This window comes from Dactylococcopsis salina PCC 8305 (assembly GCF_000317615.1).
Lineage (GTDB): Bacteria > Cyanobacteriota > Cyanobacteriia > Cyanobacteriales > Rubidibacteraceae > Halothece > Halothece salina.
On the sequence record NC_019780.1, the window covers coordinates 3072010 to 3090805 of the forward strand.

Here is an 18796-nt window from a genome sequence, read left to right on the forward strand (position 1 = left end):
CCCCAAAGGGACAGATTTCTAAAAATATCATCTAGGATAGGATAAAGGAAGAAAAATGATTAGTTACAATATAAACTTGACTAATGGGATTACCTGGTGGGGTTGGTAAAGTGAAGCGTCCCTTATTGTGGGGAGTCGGAATAATTACTGTCGGTGTCTTGACAGTGGGATCAGTTTCTTATTTCCTCAATCGGGGAAAGCAGGATTATAATTTAGAAGCGTTGACCGTTCCTGTCAAACAAGAGAATTTACAGGTGACGATCGAAGCCAGTGGTACAATACAGCCTATCCAGAGTGTTAATGTCAGTCCAAAAACCTCTGGACGTTTGGAAGAACTGTATGTGGAACAGGGAGATCGCATCGAACAAGGAAGCGCGATTGCTCGCATGGAAAATGATCAGTTTCAATCACAATTCGAGCGGTTTCAGAGTAATCTAGAAGAAGCCCAAGCGCGGTTAGCGGAAGCAAAAGCAGGGCCACGCATTGAAGAAATTGAGCAAGCTCGTGCTAATCTAGAACAGGCAAAGGCTCGTTTGGCAGAAGCACAAGCCAGAATCCCTGAAAATATCGCACAATTAGCGTTTCAGGTGGAATCGGCTCAATCTCGGTTTGACCTAGCACAAGAACGGTTAAATCGCAATGAGCAATTACTCACAGAAGGCGCGATCGCCCAAGACCGTTTTGATGAAGTCCGCAACGAATATCGTAACGCACAAGCTGCCCTCTCAGAAGCCCGACAACGCCTTCAAGAAGCAAGAAACACTGATCAACCCGAAATTCAACGTTTAGAAGCAGCAGTGGCGCAAGCAAGAGCAAATCTGCAACAATTAGAAAGCGGGACGCGGCAAGAAGAAATCGATCGCTTAGAAGCGTCAGTTCGATCGGCAAAAGCACAACTAAAAGAAGCAGAAATTCAACTTCAAGATACATTAGTTAAAGCCCCATTTACAGGAATTGTTACTCAAAAATACGCCACAGAAGGGGCTTTTGTTACTCCCACGACTTCCGCATCCAGTACCGCCGCTGCTACTTCTACTTCTATTATCGCCCTTGCTGAAGGATTAGAGATATTGGCAAAAGTTCCCGAAGTTGATGTTACGCCCCTGAAAAAAGGACAAGCGGTAGAAATTATTGCGGATGCGTTTCCTGATCAAGTGTTTAAGGGTGAGGTAAAATTAATCGCACCCGAAGCAATTGTGGAACAAAATGTGACATCTTTTGAAGTGAGAATTGATTTACTTTCAGGGTTACAACAGCTTCGATCGGGGATGAATGTTGATGTTACTTTTTTAGGAGAAGAATTAGAAAAAACTATCGTGATTCCCACTGTCGCTGTCGTCACTCAAAAGGGAGAAACTGGTGTCATCGTGGTTAATGAAGAAGAAAAACCAACGTTTCAACCCGTAACTTTAGGTTTAACCATAGATAATCAAACCCAGATTTTAGAAGGTTTAGACAACACCGATCGCGTTTTTATTGATTTACCAGAAGAGTTGAGAAGACAAACCGAACTCAATAATCAATAATTAACTTTATGAATGCTGAATTTATCGCAACTGAATCCTTATCAGAAGGAGGAATAACCGCAGAAAAAAAGGTTTGGGAGGTGATAAAAGTTGCCTTTTCAGAACGAGAATGTGTCGCTTATTGGCGTTATCCGATCTTTTCGACGGTGGGAAAGTTTCGCAAAGAACCTGATATTTTGTTGCTCGATCGCGCTTGGGGAATTATAATTATTGAAGTCAAGGCTTTGCTCATTGATCAAATCCAAACCATTACGGGACATCTTTGGCGTTATCAAAACTTTTACACCGCTCAAGGAAACCCTTATCAACAAGCAGAAAATCAACTGTTTTCTCTCCTCAATTATTGTCACCATGAACCCAGTTTAAGAAACAAAATTACCAGTCGTGTTTTAGTGGCTTTACCAAACATTACCCAAGCAGAATGGGAAAAACGAGGCTTTCATTTACTCCCCAGTCAACCCCCTTTATTACTCCAAACCGATCTCGATTCCACATCAGATTTATGGGGGAAAATTCAACAAACCAGTTTCCTTTCACAAGGAGACAAACTCACCGCAAAACAATGGCAGCTTCTCCTCTCTATTATTAGTGGAACACCGCTTTATCAAAAACCAAATTATCGAGTGCTTTCTCCTCCAGAAAGTCGCGGAAAAGTGCTACAAAAACTCAATCAATCCATCTCAGAATTTGATCAGCAACAGGAAAGAATCGGGAAACAAATTCCTTCAGGTTTACAACGGATTCGAGGGATTGCTGGTTCTGGAAAAACTGCTATTTTATGCCAAAAAGCGGCGCAAATGCACTTAAAACATCCGCAATGGGATATTGCTCTCGTTTTCTTTTCTCGTAGTCTTTATTCTGTCATCATTGACCAACTCAATCAATGGTTAAATCGCTTCAGTGAGAAGGAAATTAAATTTAATCCTTCAATCTCTAAATTACAAGTATTTCATGCTTGGGGAGCAAAAAATCAGCCTGGATTGTATCGTGTAATTTGTGAAGGCGCTGGTGTTTCTCCTCTCACTCTTCAAGATATCCCCAAGAGCGATCGATATCAGCCCCAAAGAGCGATCGCGCTGGCGTGCGATCGACTATTAGCCCAAACCTCGATCCCACAACTATTTGACGCGATTCTGATTGATGAAGGACAAGACTTATTAGTTGATGAGAAAAGCAACTTAACAACCAGACAACCCTTTTACCAATTAGCTTACCAAGCACTGCGTCCAGTTCATCCCACGCAACCGCAACAGAAAAGATTAATTTGGACGTATGACGAAGCACAAAGTTTAGATCATCTTTCCCTTCCCACCCCCGCCGAAATTTTTGGCGAGAAATTAGCCCATCTGCTAAACGGGGAGTATAGCGACGGAATCAAAAAAACAGAAATTTTATCTCGATGTTACCGTCTTCCCCATCCCGTGATTACTTTGGCTCATGGCATTGGTATGGGATTATTAAGACGAGAAGGAATGTTAACTGGTGTCACCCATCCCAGAGACTGGGAAGCATTGGGGTATGAAGTAACAGGAAGTTTTCAACCCCAAGAAACGATCACCCTGAAACGCCCTCCGAAAAATTCTCCTCATCCTCTTCCTAGTTTATGGAAAGGAGAGATTATCCGTTTTCAAAGTTATCCCACCCGTCAAGAAGAATTAACCGCTTTAGCCAACAACATTTTAGTTAATTTGCGTCACGAGGGATTACGCCCTTGTGGTAATATCTTAGTCTTAGTTTTGGGGAATGGGTTTGAGGGGAAACAGTTAGAGACAGAAGTGGCAAAATTCCTTTATCAGCAAGGAATTGATATTTATCTCCCTAGCGCACCCGATTGTAATATTTTTGATTTTTCTTCCTCTCAACGCAACCCGAATCAGTTTTGGTGTCAAGGAGGGGTAACCGTGTCACGAATCCCTCGATCGAAAGGACAGGAAGCTGATATGGTGTATATTGTGGGGTTAGATCAGGTGGGGAAAGCAGAAGCCAACATCTATTTACGCAATCAATTATTTACTGCGATCACTCGCACTCGTGCTTGGGTAACCTTAAGTGGTATTGGCGACTATCGATTTTATGATGAGTTACAAGCAGTGATGAGGAGTGGGGATACGTTTCGCTTTGTTTATCGTCAACCGCCATTAAGGGAGATTCCCATTACATCAATCGGGGAATTTTTAACTCGATATGCAGCCGGAGAGCGCAATTTTCAAAACATTGATTTATCTGGCGCAGACTTGAGCTATTTTAATCTTAAGGAATGTAATTTTGTTGGGGCAAATCTAAAAGGAACAAATTTGAGTTACAGTTGTTTAGAGTCAGCAAAATTAGTGGTCGCTAATTTAGAAGGGGCGAATTTATTTGGAGCAAATTTACGCAAAGCCAAATTAGTGGGAGCAGTTTTAAGAGATTGTTTTTGGGAAGAGGCTGATCTCACTCATGCTGATTTAGAATGATTAGTAATTATGTAGAAATAATGGATTATGAGTTTATTTAAGCGCGATCGAGTTTTAGTTCCCATTGACTTTTCCGAGTCCTGTTTCTATGCTTTAGAAGAAGCAATGAAGGAAATGGACAGTGGCGAGAAGGTTCATATTTTGCACGTTTTGCGTCCCCTGAATCCAGGTGATCCTGGAATGATTTGGCATACAGTAGATAACGAAACTCGTCGTCGTCATGTGGAAAAAGTGTTTTATAAACGCTATCCTGATCCCGAATATAAAAAAGCACCATTTAATGTTGTTGTTGGTAAACCCGCGAGAAAAATTATTGATTACGCTAAAAAAAATCAGATTGAACTAATTATAATTCCTTCTCACGCTCATCAGGGTTTAAATCGTTTTGCTTTGGGATCAGTCGCAGAAAGAGTAGTTCGTCAAGCGCCTTGTCCAGTGCTAGTTTTACGGGATTAAAGCCATAAAAAAGTAGAAAAGTAGGTTGGGTGAAGAGAAACGAAACCCAACACAAATTAGTCATTGGTCATTGGTCATTGGTCATTAGTCATTAGGTAGAGACGTTCCATGGAACGTCTGTACATTAGTCATTGGGAAAACTACTCTCTGACTGAATCACGAAGGACAAAGGTGTTCCTGAGCCTGTCGAAGGACAAAGGACAAAGGACAACCATGTAGGTTGGGTGGAGAGAAACGAAACCCAACACCAATAGAGTTCATCTATTAATGCTCTTAGAAGATGGTGACGAAATTCCAAAACCTAAATCAATTCTAGTTAGCAAGTTACAATAAATCCCCCCTAGCCCCCCTTGGAAAGGGGGGGGACAAGAAAGAGGTGGGTGTGGTGTGAAATTCGATCGATGGTTGATCTCGTAAAATGAATTAATCCTTTTTCTTTTTGAGCAGCCCTGTGACTCGTCATCCTTTTGATCAACTAGCCAAACAACTCTTATTACCTTTTGTCCTTTGTCCTTCGACAGGCTCAGGAACACTTTTGTCCTTCGTCTTTAGTTTCAATCACTAATGACTAATGACCAATGACTAATGACTAATAGTTAAGATTGTTATCAGTATGGAAAATCATCGTCGAAGCTAATCCAGAACTCCCAGAAGGGGGGGAGGTAACTATGCCCTTGCCACAAGCCTTTTTAGAATGGGAACAACAAGTTGAAGAACGCGGGAAAAAAGCAGAAGCCCAATCGCTAGTCTGGCGACTAATTTCACGGCGCTTTGGAGACATTCCTTCCTCCGTTCAAACCCAGATTGAGGAGTTAGAGATTGAGGAAACTGAAGCCCTTGCGGAAGCTCTGTTGGATTTTACCTCGATCGATAATCTTCAGCGTTGGTTACAACAGAATGAGGGAGGAACAGAATAATAATTATTTCTGAATTAAAGCAATGATTTTTTTCGCGGCTCGATCGACCACTCCCCTTCCTCCTAATCCCTCTCGCACTCGTTGATATTCGGTTAACATTTTCTCCCGTTTTTTATCATCAGTTAATAAAGTTATCGCTTCTTCTACAACGCGAGAAACCGTTGCTTTTTCTTGTAATAATTCAGGGACAATTGCTTGATTTAAGACTAAATTAGTGGGGGAAATAAAGGGAACGGAAAAGTTTAAAAACGTTCGTCCTAGCCACATTGTCATCGGATTAACCCGATATAAAACCACTTGCGGCACATTTAATAAGGCTAATTCTAAGTTAACTGTTCCTGATTTTGTAATTGCTAAATCCGCAGCGGCGATCGCGCTTAAGGTATCTTCTGGAATAATCTTGATAGAGAGAGCATAGGCTTTAATCGCTTTTTGAATCACCCTTGCCAATTCTGGCGTTGATAAAGGCAACAGAAACTGTATCTCTGGCAATTTTTGCTGTAATACTGCTGCTGCTTCTAAAATCACTGGCAATAGATATTCAATTTCTTGCTGACGAGAGGCTGGAACTAAGGTGACAATCTTCTCTGATTGCCCAATTTCTAGCGTTTGTCGGGCTTCTTGGCGAGTGGGTGCGGTTGCCATGCGATCGAGCAATGGATGACCCACCCAAGTCACATTCACCCCTTGCTTTGCAAAAAATCGCGCTTCTTCTGGAAAGACTGCCAATAAGTAATCACTCACATCCGCGATCGCTTTCGCATCACCCAAAAAAGGCGACCAAACCCACGCTTGGGGAGCGATATAATAAACAATTGGTAACTGTGGGAGATACCGACGAACATAATTCCCGATCGCCAGATTCGGTCCCATATAATCAATCAACACCAACACATCAGGGGGAGATGCTCTTAAAAACGCCTTTGCTTTTCGTTGAACTTGCCAGGTGGGAATCACAAACGGAAGCGACTCCAAAAGCCCAACCGAACCAATATTGGTGGTATTTCCCAATAAAGTTGCACCCGCTTTCGCCATGCGTTCCCCTCCCAAAGCAAAGATTTCTAGGGGGAAATTAGAGGCTTGGGCTTGTTGATAAAGGGATTCTACCAGTAACGCCCCCTGTAAATCCCCAGATACCTCTCCTGTGCTGATAAATATCCGTAAAACAGACCTATCGGTTGCCATTATCCCCCTTTTGGGGTTAATCCCCGACGATTGTTATCTCTTGCCTTCTGTATGAAATTATAGAGATGTTGGGTCGGTTCTGAAGAACCTTCTAGGTGTTCTAACGCTTCTTCTAAACCATAGCCCGATCGATATAAAATTCGGAAGGCTTTTTTGAGTTCCGTAATCTCCTCACTGCTGTAACCGCGTCGTTTCAGACCAATTAAATTGAGCGATCGCACTCTGGCGGGGTTTCCCGCAACCAATAGAAAAGGAGGAACATCTCGATCGATGCGACTCATCCCACCAATCATCGCCAACCGTCCAATATGAACAAACTGATGAATCCCCAACACACCGCCGATCGTCGCCTTTTCCTCAATGTGAACATGACCTGCTAACGCCACATTATTCGCAATCACCACTTCATCCCCAATTACACAGTTATGGGCAACATGAACACAAGCCATTAGTAACGTGCGATTACCCACTTGTGTGATTTCTCCCTGATCCGTTGCCCGATTAATGGTGACATATTCTCGAATCAGATTATCATCACCGATTCTCACCCAACTTTCAGCCCCTTGATACTTTAAGTCTTGAGGCTCTAAACCGATAACAGCGCCTGGAAAAATGCGATTATTTGCGCCAATTTCGGTGGGGCCTTCAATCACCACATGAGACCCAATTGTTGTTTGAGCGCCAATTTTAACCTTGTCTCCAATGACCGCATAAGCGCCAATTTTGACATTCGGTGCAATTTCCGAGTCCTCAGAAATTACAGCAGTGGGATGAATTAATGATGTACCCACAAACCCTCCCCTTATTCAAACAAGGAAAATAGCATCACTCCTTCCGCCGCTACTTGGTCATCCACAGTAGCGCGTCCCTGCATTTTTCCAAAGCCTCGTCTGAAAGATAACAACTCTACCGTCATTATTAACTGATCACCTGGAACAACAGGACGACGGAAACGGATTTTATCAATTCCCGCAAACGCAAAGAAACTCCCCTCCATTCCTGGCAATTGAGTTAAGACAACTCCTCCCACTTGCGCCATTGCTTCCACAATCAAAACCCCTGGCATAATCGGACGATTGGGAATATGTCCTTGAAAATGAGGCTCATTAAATGTGACATTTTTCAGTCCGACCGCACTTTCACCTGGAACATAATCAATAATACGATCGACGAGAGCGAACGGATAACGATGGGGAAGGAGTTTTTGGATTTCCTCAACGGTATAAACTGTTTTCGCTTTAGCTTGGGATGCGGCGGAAGTGTTCTCAGAGTCGAGATGAGTCGGTTCGGAAGTTACTGAAGACATGGTAATGGTTGATCTAAAAAGAATGAATAATTTACGATTTGCAGTTAACAATGGAGTGACCCATTAGATTCAGACAAGCGCTCAATGGATTATTTACTCTATCGTGTTAGTTGTCTATTGTACAGGTGGACGTGGCTAACTGTTGCGCCAAACGAATGTGTAAACGATGACTGGCTTTGTAGGCGAAAATATGCGCTTGAGGAAGTGTTCCCAAAAGACTTAAATCGCCCACTAAATCTAACAGTTTATGACGAACTGGCTCGTTTGCAAACCGTAACGGCGGATTTAACCACCCAGTCTCATTACACACCAAAGCATTTTCGAGGCTTCCTCCTTTGATTAATCCCCCTTGACGCAATGCTTCGATTTGTTCGGCGAGGACAAAGGTTCTTGCGGGTGCGATCGCGCTGTGATAGCTTTCTCGGTGGGGATGCCAGGTTTTCCACTGTTCACCAATCGCAGACACGGGAAAATCAATGCCATAACTCAATTGTGTTTCGGTTGCAGGAAAAGCCGCCACGATCGCATCTTTTTCTTGTACCCAGACGGGAGAGTTTAGACGTAGAGGGGAGAGTTTTTCCTTCTCCCCATAAGTTAACCCCGCTTGTTGAATCTTCTCCACCCAGGTTTTCGCTGATCCGTCCAATAAGGGAACTTCTGAACCATTAATTTCGATTCTGGCGTTATCAACTCCCTCTCCAACCAACGCCGAAAGTAAATGTTCCACCGTCCGTACTTTTGCCTGACCATTCGCCAATTCTGTTGACATTTCGGTGCGACTAACCGCGTTCACTGTCGCTGTAATCATAGGATGTTCGGGTAAATCAGTGCGAACAAAATAGCGCCCTTCATTTGCTGCTGCTGATTTTACGGTTACGGTAATTGCTTCTCCACTGTGTAGCCCAATTCCTGAAACAGAAAAAGACTGATCGATCGTTGTTTGTTGTTCCTGATTCATGGGTGATTTATCCTACTTTTAGTATCGAATCCGAGGATCAATATAAGCGTTAATGATATCAATTAAAATACTGGCTAAAACCACGATCGCGCCGAAAAAGACCATAATTCCTTGAACGGTGGGATAATCTCGTAAGGAAATCGCCTCATACAACCGATTTCCTAATCCTGGCCAAGAAAAGGTAACTTCCGTTAAAACCGCACCACTGAGTAACGCAGCAAAGGTTAATCCTAAGACAGTAATCACAGGAATTAAAGCATTGCGGAACGCATGAGCGAATAAAATCCGTCTTTCTGATAATCCTCGCGCTCTCGCAGCCTCCACATAATCCGCTTGTAAGGTTTGTTTGAGATTAACGCGGACAATGCGTTCAAAAATCCCACTGAGGAGTAATCCTAATGTCAAACTTGGGAGTGTCAAATAGTAAAGTGCGGTGAAAAACTGTTCTAGATTTCCTTGTAAAAGACTATCAATGGTGTAAAGCCCTGTGATATCGGAAGGAGTGGGGGCGCTAATGGGAAAGCGTGTTCCCAGAGGAAACCAACCCAGTTGAACCGCAAACACTAATTGTAGGAGCATTCCCACCCAAAATAAAGGGAGTGCATAGGTAATGACACCAAATAATCGTCCCATTGCATCTATGATAGTTCCCGATCGAGCTGCTGCGATCATTCCCACTCCCACACCAATTAACAGCGCGATCGCCATACTAAACAAAGATAATTCCACTGTTGCTGGAAAATAATCTTGGATCACCCCCCAAACTGATAAACCGCGACTGGTGAGGGAGTTTCCTAAATCTAACTGTAATAAATCCCCTAAATAATTCAAATATTGCCATAATAATGGCTGATTTAGTCCTAATTGTTCTCTCAATGCTTCTTTCGCTGCTTCTGGCGCTCTTGCTCCTAAAATCGCATCTGCGGGATCGCCCGGTGTGGCTCGTAGTAAGAGGAAAACAAGGGTGGTAATTGTCCACAACATTAAAGGAGCAAGGAGCAGACGGACGAAAATGTAATAGCGAAGGGCTTTGGCGCGAGACATATTGATTGATCCTACTACGGTTAATCTGTGACCAGTTCTAGGTGGAGTTAAATGATCAGATTTCACACTCTGGCATATAGCATAATAGAACTGAATGCAATCTCAATAAAATAACTATGCCTACAGTTGAATTTAAAAATGGTGAGATCAAAGACATCCCTGATGATCAGATGAGAGCTTTTCTTGATGAGAACAAACATTTGATCCGTGAGCGTCGATCGCCCAGAAGACGAGCAATGCTTGGAGACACTTCCGTTAGACGGGCTAGTACATCAAAATAACGTTTACATTTCTATCAATAAACTGAGAAATTCCCTGTTGACATTCGTCTATTGTGTCTGAATACTCAACTTTACAGTTTCTAAAAAAACGATAATTCGTTTTTAAATCATCATTTGGGCGTTCTCGGTATTCTTCTTCTTTACCCAGTAGGGTGGGCAATGCCCACCCTACAAGGCGGCGGTGAATTTTTCTGGGTTCAAAGCTCGTATTCTTTTTTCCATATCACCTTAAACAAATTTGCGACTAAGTGTAAGTCTTTATTACCTGGAGATTGTTCGACACCACTAGAAAGATCAATTCCGTCAGGTTGTGTCATTTTTAAAGCACGTTGGATGTTATTGGGATTTAAACCACCAGCCAGAAACCAAGGACGAGGGGAGGTAAAACCTTTGAGTAGTTCCCAGTTAAAAGTCTTCCCTGTTCCTCCTAACTGTTGTGGCGCATAAGCATCAAATAAAAATGTATCTACTACGTCAGCGTAGATTTTAGTTTGATCAAGAGAGTCTGAGGTTTTCACCGCGATCGCTTTAATCAGTTCTACATCAGGGAGTTGAGAGCGCAATTGTTGACAAAATTGGGGAGATTCCAGTCCATGTAATTGTACCCCTGTTAACTGGGTTTGTTGTACGATCGAGATGATTTCTGGGAGATCAGTATTGGCAAAAACACCAATACGAGAGACAGTAGGAGGGAGATTAGACGTAATCGCACCGATCGTTTCAGGAAGAAGATAACGGGGAGATTTTCTCACACAAATAAATCCCAGCGCTGTTGCTCCCAACTGCGCGATCGCGCGTCCTTGTTCGAGGTTAGTTATGCCACAGATTTTAATTCGCATTTGTTCAGAAATATGAATTAGTGTAAATAGATCGTTACTTTAAGCGGGTCAAAAATAGTTTAATGAATAAATTTCTTTATAATTTCCTTAATTATCAAGTTTTAGGAGTAAAAAGTTAATAAATGTTAAATTTAATTGCCGCTATTCAATCTAGCACGCCAACAACGGTTTCTTGGAGTCCCAATGTCGCTCTTGTAATGATTCTCTGTAATGTGTTTAGCATTGCGATCGGTCGTTTTGCCATAAAAAACTATGGTGGGGGTCCAGAACTTCCCTTTCCTAAACCTGCAATTTTACAAGGATTTGGCGTACCAGAACTTCTCGCCACTGTTAGTTTTGGTCATGTTCTCGGCGCTGGAGCAATTTTAGGATTAGCGAACGCCGGCGCCCTTTAACATCTCAAAAGTAGGTTGGGTGGAGCGAAGCGAAACCCAACACCAATTAATCATCATTGTACAGACGTTCCATGGAACGTCTGTACATTAGTCATTGGAAAACAAATAACAAAGGATAAAAATGTAGGTTGGGTGGAGCGAAGCGAAACCCAACACCAACCTACAAGGTGGAACTCTGGTTGGGTTTCGTCTCCTTCTGCGCTTTGGCGTTTCATCGCCGCGATCACCTTTCCACCAATGACAAAACAGCGAATATCCGCACCTTTCGCCTCTTTAATCAACTCTTGCACCAGAATGTTTGCATCTAAACCCCACTCAGTAATAATATTGATTTTGTTGGTTGACTTGAACCAGTTGTAAAATCTCAACTTTTCAACTCCCGTTCTTACGCCTCACTTTTCTTTTGATATTATGGCACTCGAAAATGTTGTCGGTGAAGCGCCCCTTCAGGAACATTTAAAACAGTTTCTACTGGTTCTTTCTGTTGCTTTAGGTGTAGCGGCTGCGTCTCGTTCTTTCTCTCGCTTTCGTGATATTCCCTACACCCTTTTATTAGTCATTGTTGGTTTAATTCTGGCTCTATTAGATGTACGATTAATTAATGTTCCGCCAGAAGTCACACTGTTTATTTTTCTCCCTCCTCTATTATTAAAAACTGCTCTCGATTTAAACTGGTCTTTAGTTAAACATGACATAACTATTGTTTTTCTTTGTTCCACGATCGGGGTTTTCTTAACCATTACTGGGGTGACAATTACCCTCACCAGTTTAACAGAAATCTCCCCTTTAATTGCCCTTTTAGCTGGAGCAAGTTTGTCCGCCACCGCGCCAGCGCCAATTACTGCTTTGTTCGGACGTTTAGGGGTAAATCAGCGTTTAGTTGCTCTGACTGATGGGGAAAATTTATTTAGTGTTGCGATCGCAATTGGCGCATTTGTTTTAGTAATGGACTTACCCACTGACTTAAATTTCGCCTCAATTAATCTCATTCCCATCTTAGAAAATGTGGCAAAATTAGCAGGAATTGGTTTAGTGATGGGGGGAATAATTGGACTGATTTTTTCTTATCTCATTCATCGTTCTGACTTGCGATTTATTGGACGTTCTCTGCTTCTCGTTGCGTCTTATGGAACGTATTTGTTAACCGAAGAATTAGGTGGATCAGGAGTAGTCGCTGTAATTGTGACAGGTTTTATTTTAGGAACGTATGGCGTTTCGGAAATGAATCCGCATAAGAAGGAGGTATTATCAGAGTTTCTCGGATTTGTTGCTTTCTTGGTGAACTCGATCGTGTTTTTACTCATCGGGGATAAGATTAATTTTAGTAACTTAGGCGATAATCTCTATCCAATTCTGATCGGAATTGTTACGGTTTTAATTACCCGCGCGATCGCGATTTATGGAACTACCTATTTCGGAAATCAATTGGGATATAGTAACATTAAACTATCAGAACAAACCGTTCTTTGGTGGTCAGGTTTACGGGGATCAATTTCGATCGCCCTTGCGTTAAGTGTTCCCATTGTTTTAGTACAAAGTCAGACCTTAGAAGCTGTCGTTTTCGGAGTCGTTTTATTTACGTTATTAGTTCAGGGATTAAGCAGTAAATGGCTGTTGAAACGTTTAGGTTTTTTATACGAAGAACATTTGCAAGAAAAGTATTTACAACTGATTGCGCGAACCGTCGCCTTAAAACAGATTTTAACTCATCTCAATGAAGAAGAAATGACTCAACGCTGGGAAGTTGATCCACGATTTCATCAATATCGGAACTGTGTTGAAGAAGAATTAAAGCGACTGGAAAAAGAAATTGAAGATTATACCAATCAAAATCCTTCCCTAAAACAAGTCGCAAACGAACAACTGAAACGAGAATTAATTGCCATGGAAACTGGAATTTATTCTGCGTTTGTCCAAAGCGGCTTACTCAGTGATCCACCGCCATTATTATTACCAGAAGTGCTACAAGATCGAGCCTAATTTTCTTCGGGTTCAATCCCGAAAGCGCGTAATTGAGCCGTGAGACGTTCCGCTCGATCGCGCTCTTTTTGTGCAATCTCGCGCTCTTTTTGTGCTAATTCTGTTCCCCACAATAATAACTCTTCTTGTTCATTCCACCAGCGCAACCAGTACCCTGTACGATGGCGGCGCGAACCTTCCCACACTCCCAAATATAAGTTTAATCCTGTAATCCAATAGCGTCCATTTTCATCAGGTTGTTGTATCTCATAAACTTGAGATGAATTTAACCGATAAACTTCTAATTCACCTGTAGCAATATCGAAAATAACATAGTGAGGAACTTGTAAAACTTGCTCATAAAAAAACCATTTTCCAGGGGGATAAGTGGGTTTGATAGAGTATTCTGTTCCCTCAGTTTCCGAGAGAAATTCCATCACAATTTTTGGAATCTCTCCCTGTAATTTTGGGGTATAGCTTCTTTCAATTGTTTCACGAGAGACCCAAGTTTGCGCTACATAAGCCCAATCGGGGGCTTTAACGACAATTTTGCCATCAACTACCGCACAGATGCCGTAATTGGTGCAAGTGAAACTGGTTTCCCCGAGATAGCCAGCAACGTCTAAACTATCACTAAGGGCTTCGGCGAGGGCGGGTTGAGCGATATTATCCACAGGATCATCGGGGAGAATGTAGTCTTGGGGGAGTTTTTCCCATTTTACTTCAGTGGGCGCGATCGGGCGATTCATGGTTTAGTTTGTACTACAAGCGTGGTCAGTTTAATTGTATTCTCCATCTATTGACGCTCTCCCGTTAAATCAAAGATTATAACGGGAGATTCTTGCTTCTAACTACTAGAAACCAGGTTTCCAGCAGACGAGTCCGCTTGCTCCAATTGTTCGGAAACAACTAAAGTAGACGTTGTAATCGACATAACAGAGATGATCTTGGGAGTCTTCTCAGAACGCTAGATAAAGCGGCGACTACTCAGGATCAACCCAGCGTCCGTCCGCTTTAATGAGATTGATTAACTCTTCTACGCCTTTTTCTTCGGGAACTCGTTTAATTTCTTCTCTTCCCCGATACAAAGCAATATAACCAGCTTGTTTACCCACATAGCCATAATCCGCATCTGCCATTTCCCCAGGACCATTGACAATGCAGCCCATAACGGCGATATCTAATCCTGTAAGATGACTGGTGGCGGCGCGAACTTTCTCTAAAACTTCCTCTAGGTTAAAGAGAGTGCGTCCACAGGATGGACAAGCTACATATTCAACCATGGTTTTACGCAGTCCCAATGATTGTAAAATGCTGTAGCAAACGGGGATTTCTTTCTCTGGCGGTTCGGTGAGGGAAACGCGAATCGTGTCGCCAATGCCTTCTGCTAATAAAGTGCCAATCCCCGCTGTCGATTTAATCCGTCCATATTCGCCATCTCCAGCTTCAGTTACGCCTAAATGCAGGGGATAATCCATGCCTAAGTCATCCATGCGTTTAACCATGAGACGATAAGCTGCCAGCATCACAGGAACGCGAGAGGCTTTGAGAGAAATAATTAGGTTGCGATAGTCTAGGGATTCACAAATCTTGATAAATTCTAGCGCTGACTCCACCATTCCTTCTGGGGTGTCACCATAGGTAAACAGCATCCGTTCGGCGAGAGAACCATGATTAACCCCGATTCGCATTGCTTTTCCTTGATCACGGAGGGAAATCACTAAGGGTTCTAAAGTTTCTCGGATTTTCTGTCCAATTTCGTTAAATTCGGCTTCGGTGTATTCGGTTCGATCGGGTTTGGGTTTTTCAAACACATATAATCCTGGATTAATCCGAACCTTATCTACGTGCTTGGCAACTTCGAGGGCGATTTTCAAGCCATTGTGATGAACATCCGCCACTAATGGCACAGGTTGATAAGTTTCTTGAAGACGAGCCTTAATATCCGCTAAAGCTCTCCCGTGAGCCATACTGGGAACAGTGACGCGGACAATTTCACATCCGATTTCGTGAAGGCGACGAATCCCCGCCACTGATCCTTCAACGTCGAGGGTGTCTTCATTAATCATCGACTGGACAACCACGGGATGACCGCCACCAATGGTAACATTACCAACAGGCACTGGTCGCGTTTGACGGCGGTGAATTGTGGTATCAAACGCAGGTGTGGTTTCTGGGGTGGTTTGAGGGTTGGATAGGGTTTGCATGGCGAATAACGGTTGTTTGCGAAGTTGTTATTGGTTAATTAACAAAGCCCAGTTGAGTGATTAGGCGTTCTACATCAAAGTGTTGCGCCATTAACTCCTGGATAAATTGAACTTTAATCGGTTCTTGAATGCGAACTTGTTTAAAAGTCCGTTCTGCAATCTCTACAGTTGTCAGGGTATCAGATTCAACGGCAAGAATTGGGATTTCTAAGGTTTCAGCACGGGAGAGAACAAAGTCTTGTGGAGGGACATGACCCGTTAGAATTAAGCAGTGAGCAGAGGTTTCGAGGGCGGCGAGTTGTAAGTCGCTGCGATCGGCGCCAGTAACAACTGCCAAATTTCTCCCTTTCCGAAAGTATCTCAGGGCGGAATTAACATTCATTGCTCCAATTGTCAAGCGTTCCACCATTAAATCGAGTCGATCGCGCCGACATAACACTTTCGCTTCTAGCTGTTTCGCTAATTCTCTGACGCTAATACTGTGGAGGAGAGTGCTTTGTGGTAAAACACCAAAAACAGGTAATCCTTCTCGCTCTAAAAACGGTTGAATCTGATCACTCATTTCTGTGCTTGCTTCTGGGGGAACATCATTGATCACCACCCCAAACAAACGATTTCCTAACTGTTTTCGCGCTCCCAAAATTTGATCGAGCATTGATAAGGAATGATAGCGCAACACTAATAAAATCGGTGCGTCTAATGCTTCTGCCATCTCCATTGTCGAAAGATTAAATAAACTTCCTTCTGTGAGGGTGGGAGGCGCTTCTAATAGGAGTAATTGGTTGTTAGTCTCTTCAAGATAATCTTTGAGGCGTTGGGAATAATCACAGGGATAATCACTTTTAATTCTCTCTTCGATCGCCGCGTGAGATAAACTGACTAAAGGAGTTTTGATCTGCTCCTGCGATAACTGTAACGCTTCGGCGATCAATTGAACATCATCTTCGATCGTTTCGGTTTCCTTTTCATGGAAAAAGTTTCCCACTGGCTTACCATAACTGAGCGTAAGCCCTTTCTTTTTTAACTGATGAGCAACCCCTAAAATGGTTGCTGATTTCCCAGTATATGCTTCCACTGATGCAATAATCAGAGATTTGGCAGATTTTACCACACCCAATACTGTCCTCAATTCAGAACTTTCTTTAATTAAGACTTTAACATATCTCCTGTAGAAGGAACGTCCCTACGATTGGGAATTGCGGTTAAACATTGCTTTCAAGCGTTGCCAAATTTTAATCAGTTTCCCTTCTAACCAAGCTAAAACGCGATCGAGCGCTTCTAAAATTTGGGTTAAAATGTGCTTTTCGTATCCCATTGGAATCGCTTCAGTTTGCCATTCCTCACCTGTCTTTTCTGATTCCTCGCTGATAGAAACCTCACCCGTTAATTCATAGGCGATCGCTGTCGAAAAATCTTGATTGGTTGCGGTTGCTGGTGTTAATGCTTTGGGAGAAGCGTTACTCGCAAAGACATCGGTTTTTGTTAACCAAGGCTCATTGTTCGATTCTATTTCTTCAGCTAGGGAAGGAATCCGATCGGTTGAGTTGCCAAAAAAATGTTCGATCGCGACTTGAATTAAGTTTTTAATCTGATCGAATTCTGTCACCTCTCCTGTTTCGGAATCTACCTTTCCTTTCCCCTTACTCACAGGATGAATTATAGTTTTCGTTCCTTGAACTAAGTTAGAAATTGGTTGGGGAAGAGAAGGAGAAGCAGAGCTTTCGTTCGGATTCGTTTCTCCTTTTAAGCTTTTTTGTGATGTTCTCCCATAAAAGTAATCCACCGCCGATCGAATCAAGTTCATGATCGGATTATTGGGAGCATCAGTTTGCTTTCTAATCTGTTTAATCACAGGAGCAAGTTGACTATTTTCCCAACCCGCGAGAGCGCGATGCTCGAAGAGCGGTCGCTTCGCGACATCGAGTTTTTCTATGATTCCTAATTTTGGCTTGACGGGAGGAGTTTGGGAGATTTCTTCATAACCACTTCTAAAACTCAACTGTGATTCTTGAAACCAATTTAACCGTTTGGCTAAGGAACTTTTTTGCACCCAAATCATCAGCTTGGCAAGCCAAGATAAAGGATTCAAACCCGCTGGTTTTCCTTGCGCTGAAATACGCCACCACCAAGGTTGTTGTATATTCTCATAACATTCTAAAACAACTTTCATCCGTTCTTTCAGTTGCGCTTGTTGCGCTTCTGATAACAAGTCAATTACCTGATTTTCAGTCGTCACTAACACTAACTCTCCTGTTTCTAGATAGGTAGCAACTCCCTGAATCAGATAATTTTCTTCGATTCCAGATGTTGCTGAGAAAACAGGAATTTTACTGAGGAAGCCAGTTTTTTGAGAAGGAGAAGGAAACTTAAATTTAGGCTGTGTTTCTTCATCAGGAGAAGGTTTCCGCCAAACTTGTAATCTTTCCCAAAAACTGCGGGGAGATTGAGGGAGAGGAAACAATTGATAATGGGTATTTTTCAACCAAGGTCGAATGCTACTTAAAACAACTGTGGTGGGTTGGCTTCCCACAGAAGAAGTTTTTTCCTCATCGGCTGGAGAAAGCAGCTTTACTGTTTTCGATTTTAATTCCTTCCCTAACTGTGTTGATGTTTGCACCAACAAATAAATCGGATAGGCGATAATTTGTATTCCCCAAACCGTAGCCATTTGGAGTTTTCTTAACCCCGTTTGAGCGCGATCGCCCAAACGCAAGTATTGACGATTGATAAAGTTTAAAACCCGACTTTTATAGGGAGAATCTGAATTAGAAAGAGGGGACATCAGCTTACACAACAACAAACAACGGAATCATCTCTCTATTTTGTCATCTTTGCCGCATCTTCAACCCAATTCTTTGTAAATCTTGTGTCCTTAAACTTTAAAGATTCTCGAAGCATTCATTACGGAAACTGGACATCAATTTACTGGAATTACCAATCCGATGAATGCTCTATCGGTTGTTATCGAAAAAAGCCTGATTTGATTTTTCTAGATTTAGTGATGCCCATATTAAATGGTTATGAATTGTGCAGTAAAATTCGACAGGTAAAAAGCATGAATTCTGTGCCGATCGTGATTCTGACGGGAAATCTGACACTTTCCCTTCTCAACCTCAGTTGAATCTTGCTAACTGATTGGCGCTACCTCCCTTTCTCTAGAAGGGGAGGGTTTTCAGGATTAGTTAAACTTATCATCTGCTTGAACATCAATTAATTTTTTATATACAAAACCAGAGTTACATTTCTTAACGAGTTTCCTTGTCACCAAAA

The 18796-nt window shown here is 42.4% G+C and carries 18 protein-coding genes and 1 pseudogene; 8 read left to right on the forward strand and 11 right to left on the reverse strand.

Going from position 1 to position 18796, the window contains the following annotated elements:
- Positions 1-83: 83 nt before the first annotated feature.
- The 4 genes from DACSA_RS14760 to DACSA_RS14775 all read left to right on the forward strand — a co-directional run bounded on the left by DACSA_RS14760 (position 84) and on the right by DACSA_RS14775 (position 5352).
- Positions 84-1526, forward strand: a complete 1443-nt coding sequence (locus DACSA_RS14760; protein ID WP_015230517.1) for an efflux RND transporter periplasmic adaptor subunit — start codon at positions 84-86, stop codon at positions 1524-1526.
- An 8-nt stretch (positions 1527-1534) separates the two neighbouring features.
- Complete coding sequence (locus tag DACSA_RS14765; protein ID WP_015230518.1) at positions 1535-3979, forward strand: pentapeptide repeat-containing protein; 2445 nt, start codon at positions 1535-1537, stop codon at positions 3977-3979.
- A gap of 27 nt (positions 3980-4006) precedes the next feature.
- Positions 4007-4435 (forward strand): universal stress protein, encoded by a 429-nt coding sequence (locus tag DACSA_RS14770; protein ID WP_015230519.1) that lies wholly within the window; start codon positions 4007-4009, stop codon positions 4433-4435.
- 602 nt (positions 4436-5037) lie between these two features.
- Positions 5038-5352, forward strand: coding sequence for a DUF4351 domain-containing protein (locus DACSA_RS14775; protein WP_051017332.1), 315 nt, complete (start codon positions 5038-5040; stop codon positions 5350-5352).
- A gap of 3 nt (positions 5353-5355) precedes the next feature.
- Here DACSA_RS14775 and lpxB read toward each other — a convergent pair whose 3' ends face one another.
- The 5 genes from lpxB to DACSA_RS14800 form a co-directional block, all read right to left on the reverse strand.
- Complete coding sequence (lpxB, locus tag DACSA_RS14780; protein ID WP_015230520.1) at positions 5356-6537, reverse strand: lipid-A-disaccharide synthase; 1182 nt, start codon at positions 6535-6537, stop codon at positions 5356-5358.
- Positions 6537-7328 carry an acyl-ACP--UDP-N-acetylglucosamine O-acyltransferase gene (gene lpxA / locus DACSA_RS14785; RefSeq protein ID WP_015230521.1) on the reverse strand — a complete coding sequence of 264 codons (792 nt, stop codon included), beginning with the start codon at positions 7326-7328 and terminating at the stop codon, positions 6537-6539. Before lpxA ends, lpxB begins: the two co-directional genes overlap by 1 nt.
- A gap of 11 nt (positions 7329-7339) precedes the next feature.
- Entirely contained in the window at positions 7340-7843 is a 504-nt protein-coding gene (gene fabZ / locus DACSA_RS14790; RefSeq protein ID WP_015230522.1) for a 3-hydroxyacyl-ACP dehydratase FabZ, read from the reverse strand.
- A gap of 106 nt (positions 7844-7949) precedes the next feature.
- Entirely contained in the window at positions 7950-8801 is an 852-nt protein-coding gene (gene lpxC / locus DACSA_RS14795) for a UDP-3-O-acyl-N-acetylglucosamine deacetylase (RefSeq protein WP_015230523.1), read from the reverse strand.
- Between the two features lie 18 nt (positions 8802-8819).
- Entirely contained in the window at positions 8820-9845 is a 1026-nt protein-coding gene (locus DACSA_RS14800) for an ABC transporter permease (protein WP_015230524.1), read from the reverse strand.
- Positions 9846-9961: 116 nt separating this feature from the next.
- Here DACSA_RS14800 and DACSA_RS21730 point away from each other — a divergent pair, with 116 nt between their 5' ends.
- Complete coding sequence (locus DACSA_RS21730; RefSeq protein WP_198007578.1) at positions 9962-10126, forward strand: hypothetical protein; 165 nt, start codon at positions 9962-9964, stop codon at positions 10124-10126.
- A gap of 197 nt (positions 10127-10323) precedes the next feature.
- Here the strand turns inward: DACSA_RS21730 and DACSA_RS14805 are convergent, their stop codons facing one another.
- Entirely contained in the window at positions 10324-10965 is a 642-nt protein-coding gene (locus tag DACSA_RS14805; protein ID WP_015230525.1) for a phosphoribosylanthranilate isomerase, read from the reverse strand.
- A gap of 122 nt (positions 10966-11087) precedes the next feature.
- On the opposite strand from DACSA_RS14805, the gene psaK reads away from it, so the two are divergent.
- On the forward strand, positions 11088-11360 hold the full coding sequence (gene psaK, locus DACSA_RS14810; protein ID WP_015230526.1) for a photosystem I reaction center subunit PsaK: 273 nt from the start codon (positions 11088-11090) through the stop codon (positions 11358-11360).
- Positions 11361-11548: 188 nt separating this feature from the next.
- Here the strand turns inward: psaK and DACSA_RS22900 are convergent.
- Positions 11549-11671 (reverse strand): annotated as a pseudogene (locus DACSA_RS22900) (30S ribosomal protein S6--L-glutamate ligase); the annotation flags it as partial.
- Positions 11672-11771: 100 nt separating this feature from the next.
- On the opposite strand from DACSA_RS22900, the gene DACSA_RS14820 reads away from it, so the two are divergent.
- Complete coding sequence (locus DACSA_RS14820; protein WP_015230527.1) at positions 11772-13340, forward strand: cation:proton antiporter; 1569 nt, start codon at positions 11772-11774, stop codon at positions 13338-13340.
- On the opposite strand, the gene DACSA_RS14825 is transcribed toward DACSA_RS14820, so the two are convergent.
- From DACSA_RS14825 to DACSA_RS14840, 4 genes are all read right to left on the reverse strand, one after another.
- Positions 13337-14068: a Uma2 family endonuclease gene (locus DACSA_RS14825; protein ID WP_015230528.1), complete on the reverse strand. Its 732-nt coding sequence runs from the start codon at positions 14066-14068 to the stop codon at positions 13337-13339. The genes DACSA_RS14820 and DACSA_RS14825 overlap by 4 nt on opposite strands.
- Positions 14069-14302: 234 nt before the next feature.
- Entirely contained in the window at positions 14303-15526 is a 1224-nt protein-coding gene (gene ispG / locus DACSA_RS14830) for a (E)-4-hydroxy-3-methylbut-2-enyl-diphosphate synthase (protein WP_015230529.1), read from the reverse strand.
- Between the two features lie 34 nt (positions 15527-15560).
- A complete protein-coding gene (locus DACSA_RS14835) occupies positions 15561-16637 on the reverse strand; it encodes a phosphotransacetylase family protein (RefSeq protein WP_015230530.1) in 1077 nt (358 codons plus the stop codon).
- Between the two features lie 72 nt (positions 16638-16709).
- Positions 16710-18308 carry a hypothetical protein gene (locus DACSA_RS14840; RefSeq protein ID WP_015230531.1) on the reverse strand — a complete coding sequence of 533 codons (1599 nt, stop codon included), beginning with the start codon at positions 18306-18308 and terminating at the stop codon, positions 16710-16712.
- 219 nt (positions 18309-18527) lie between these two features.
- On the opposite strand from DACSA_RS14840, the gene DACSA_RS23125 reads away from it, so the two are divergent.
- Positions 18528-18647 carry a hypothetical protein gene (locus DACSA_RS23125; protein ID WP_456297639.1) on the forward strand — a complete coding sequence of 40 codons (120 nt, stop codon included), beginning with the start codon at positions 18528-18530 and terminating at the stop codon, positions 18645-18647.
- The last annotated feature ends 149 nt before the right edge of the window (positions 18648-18796 follow it).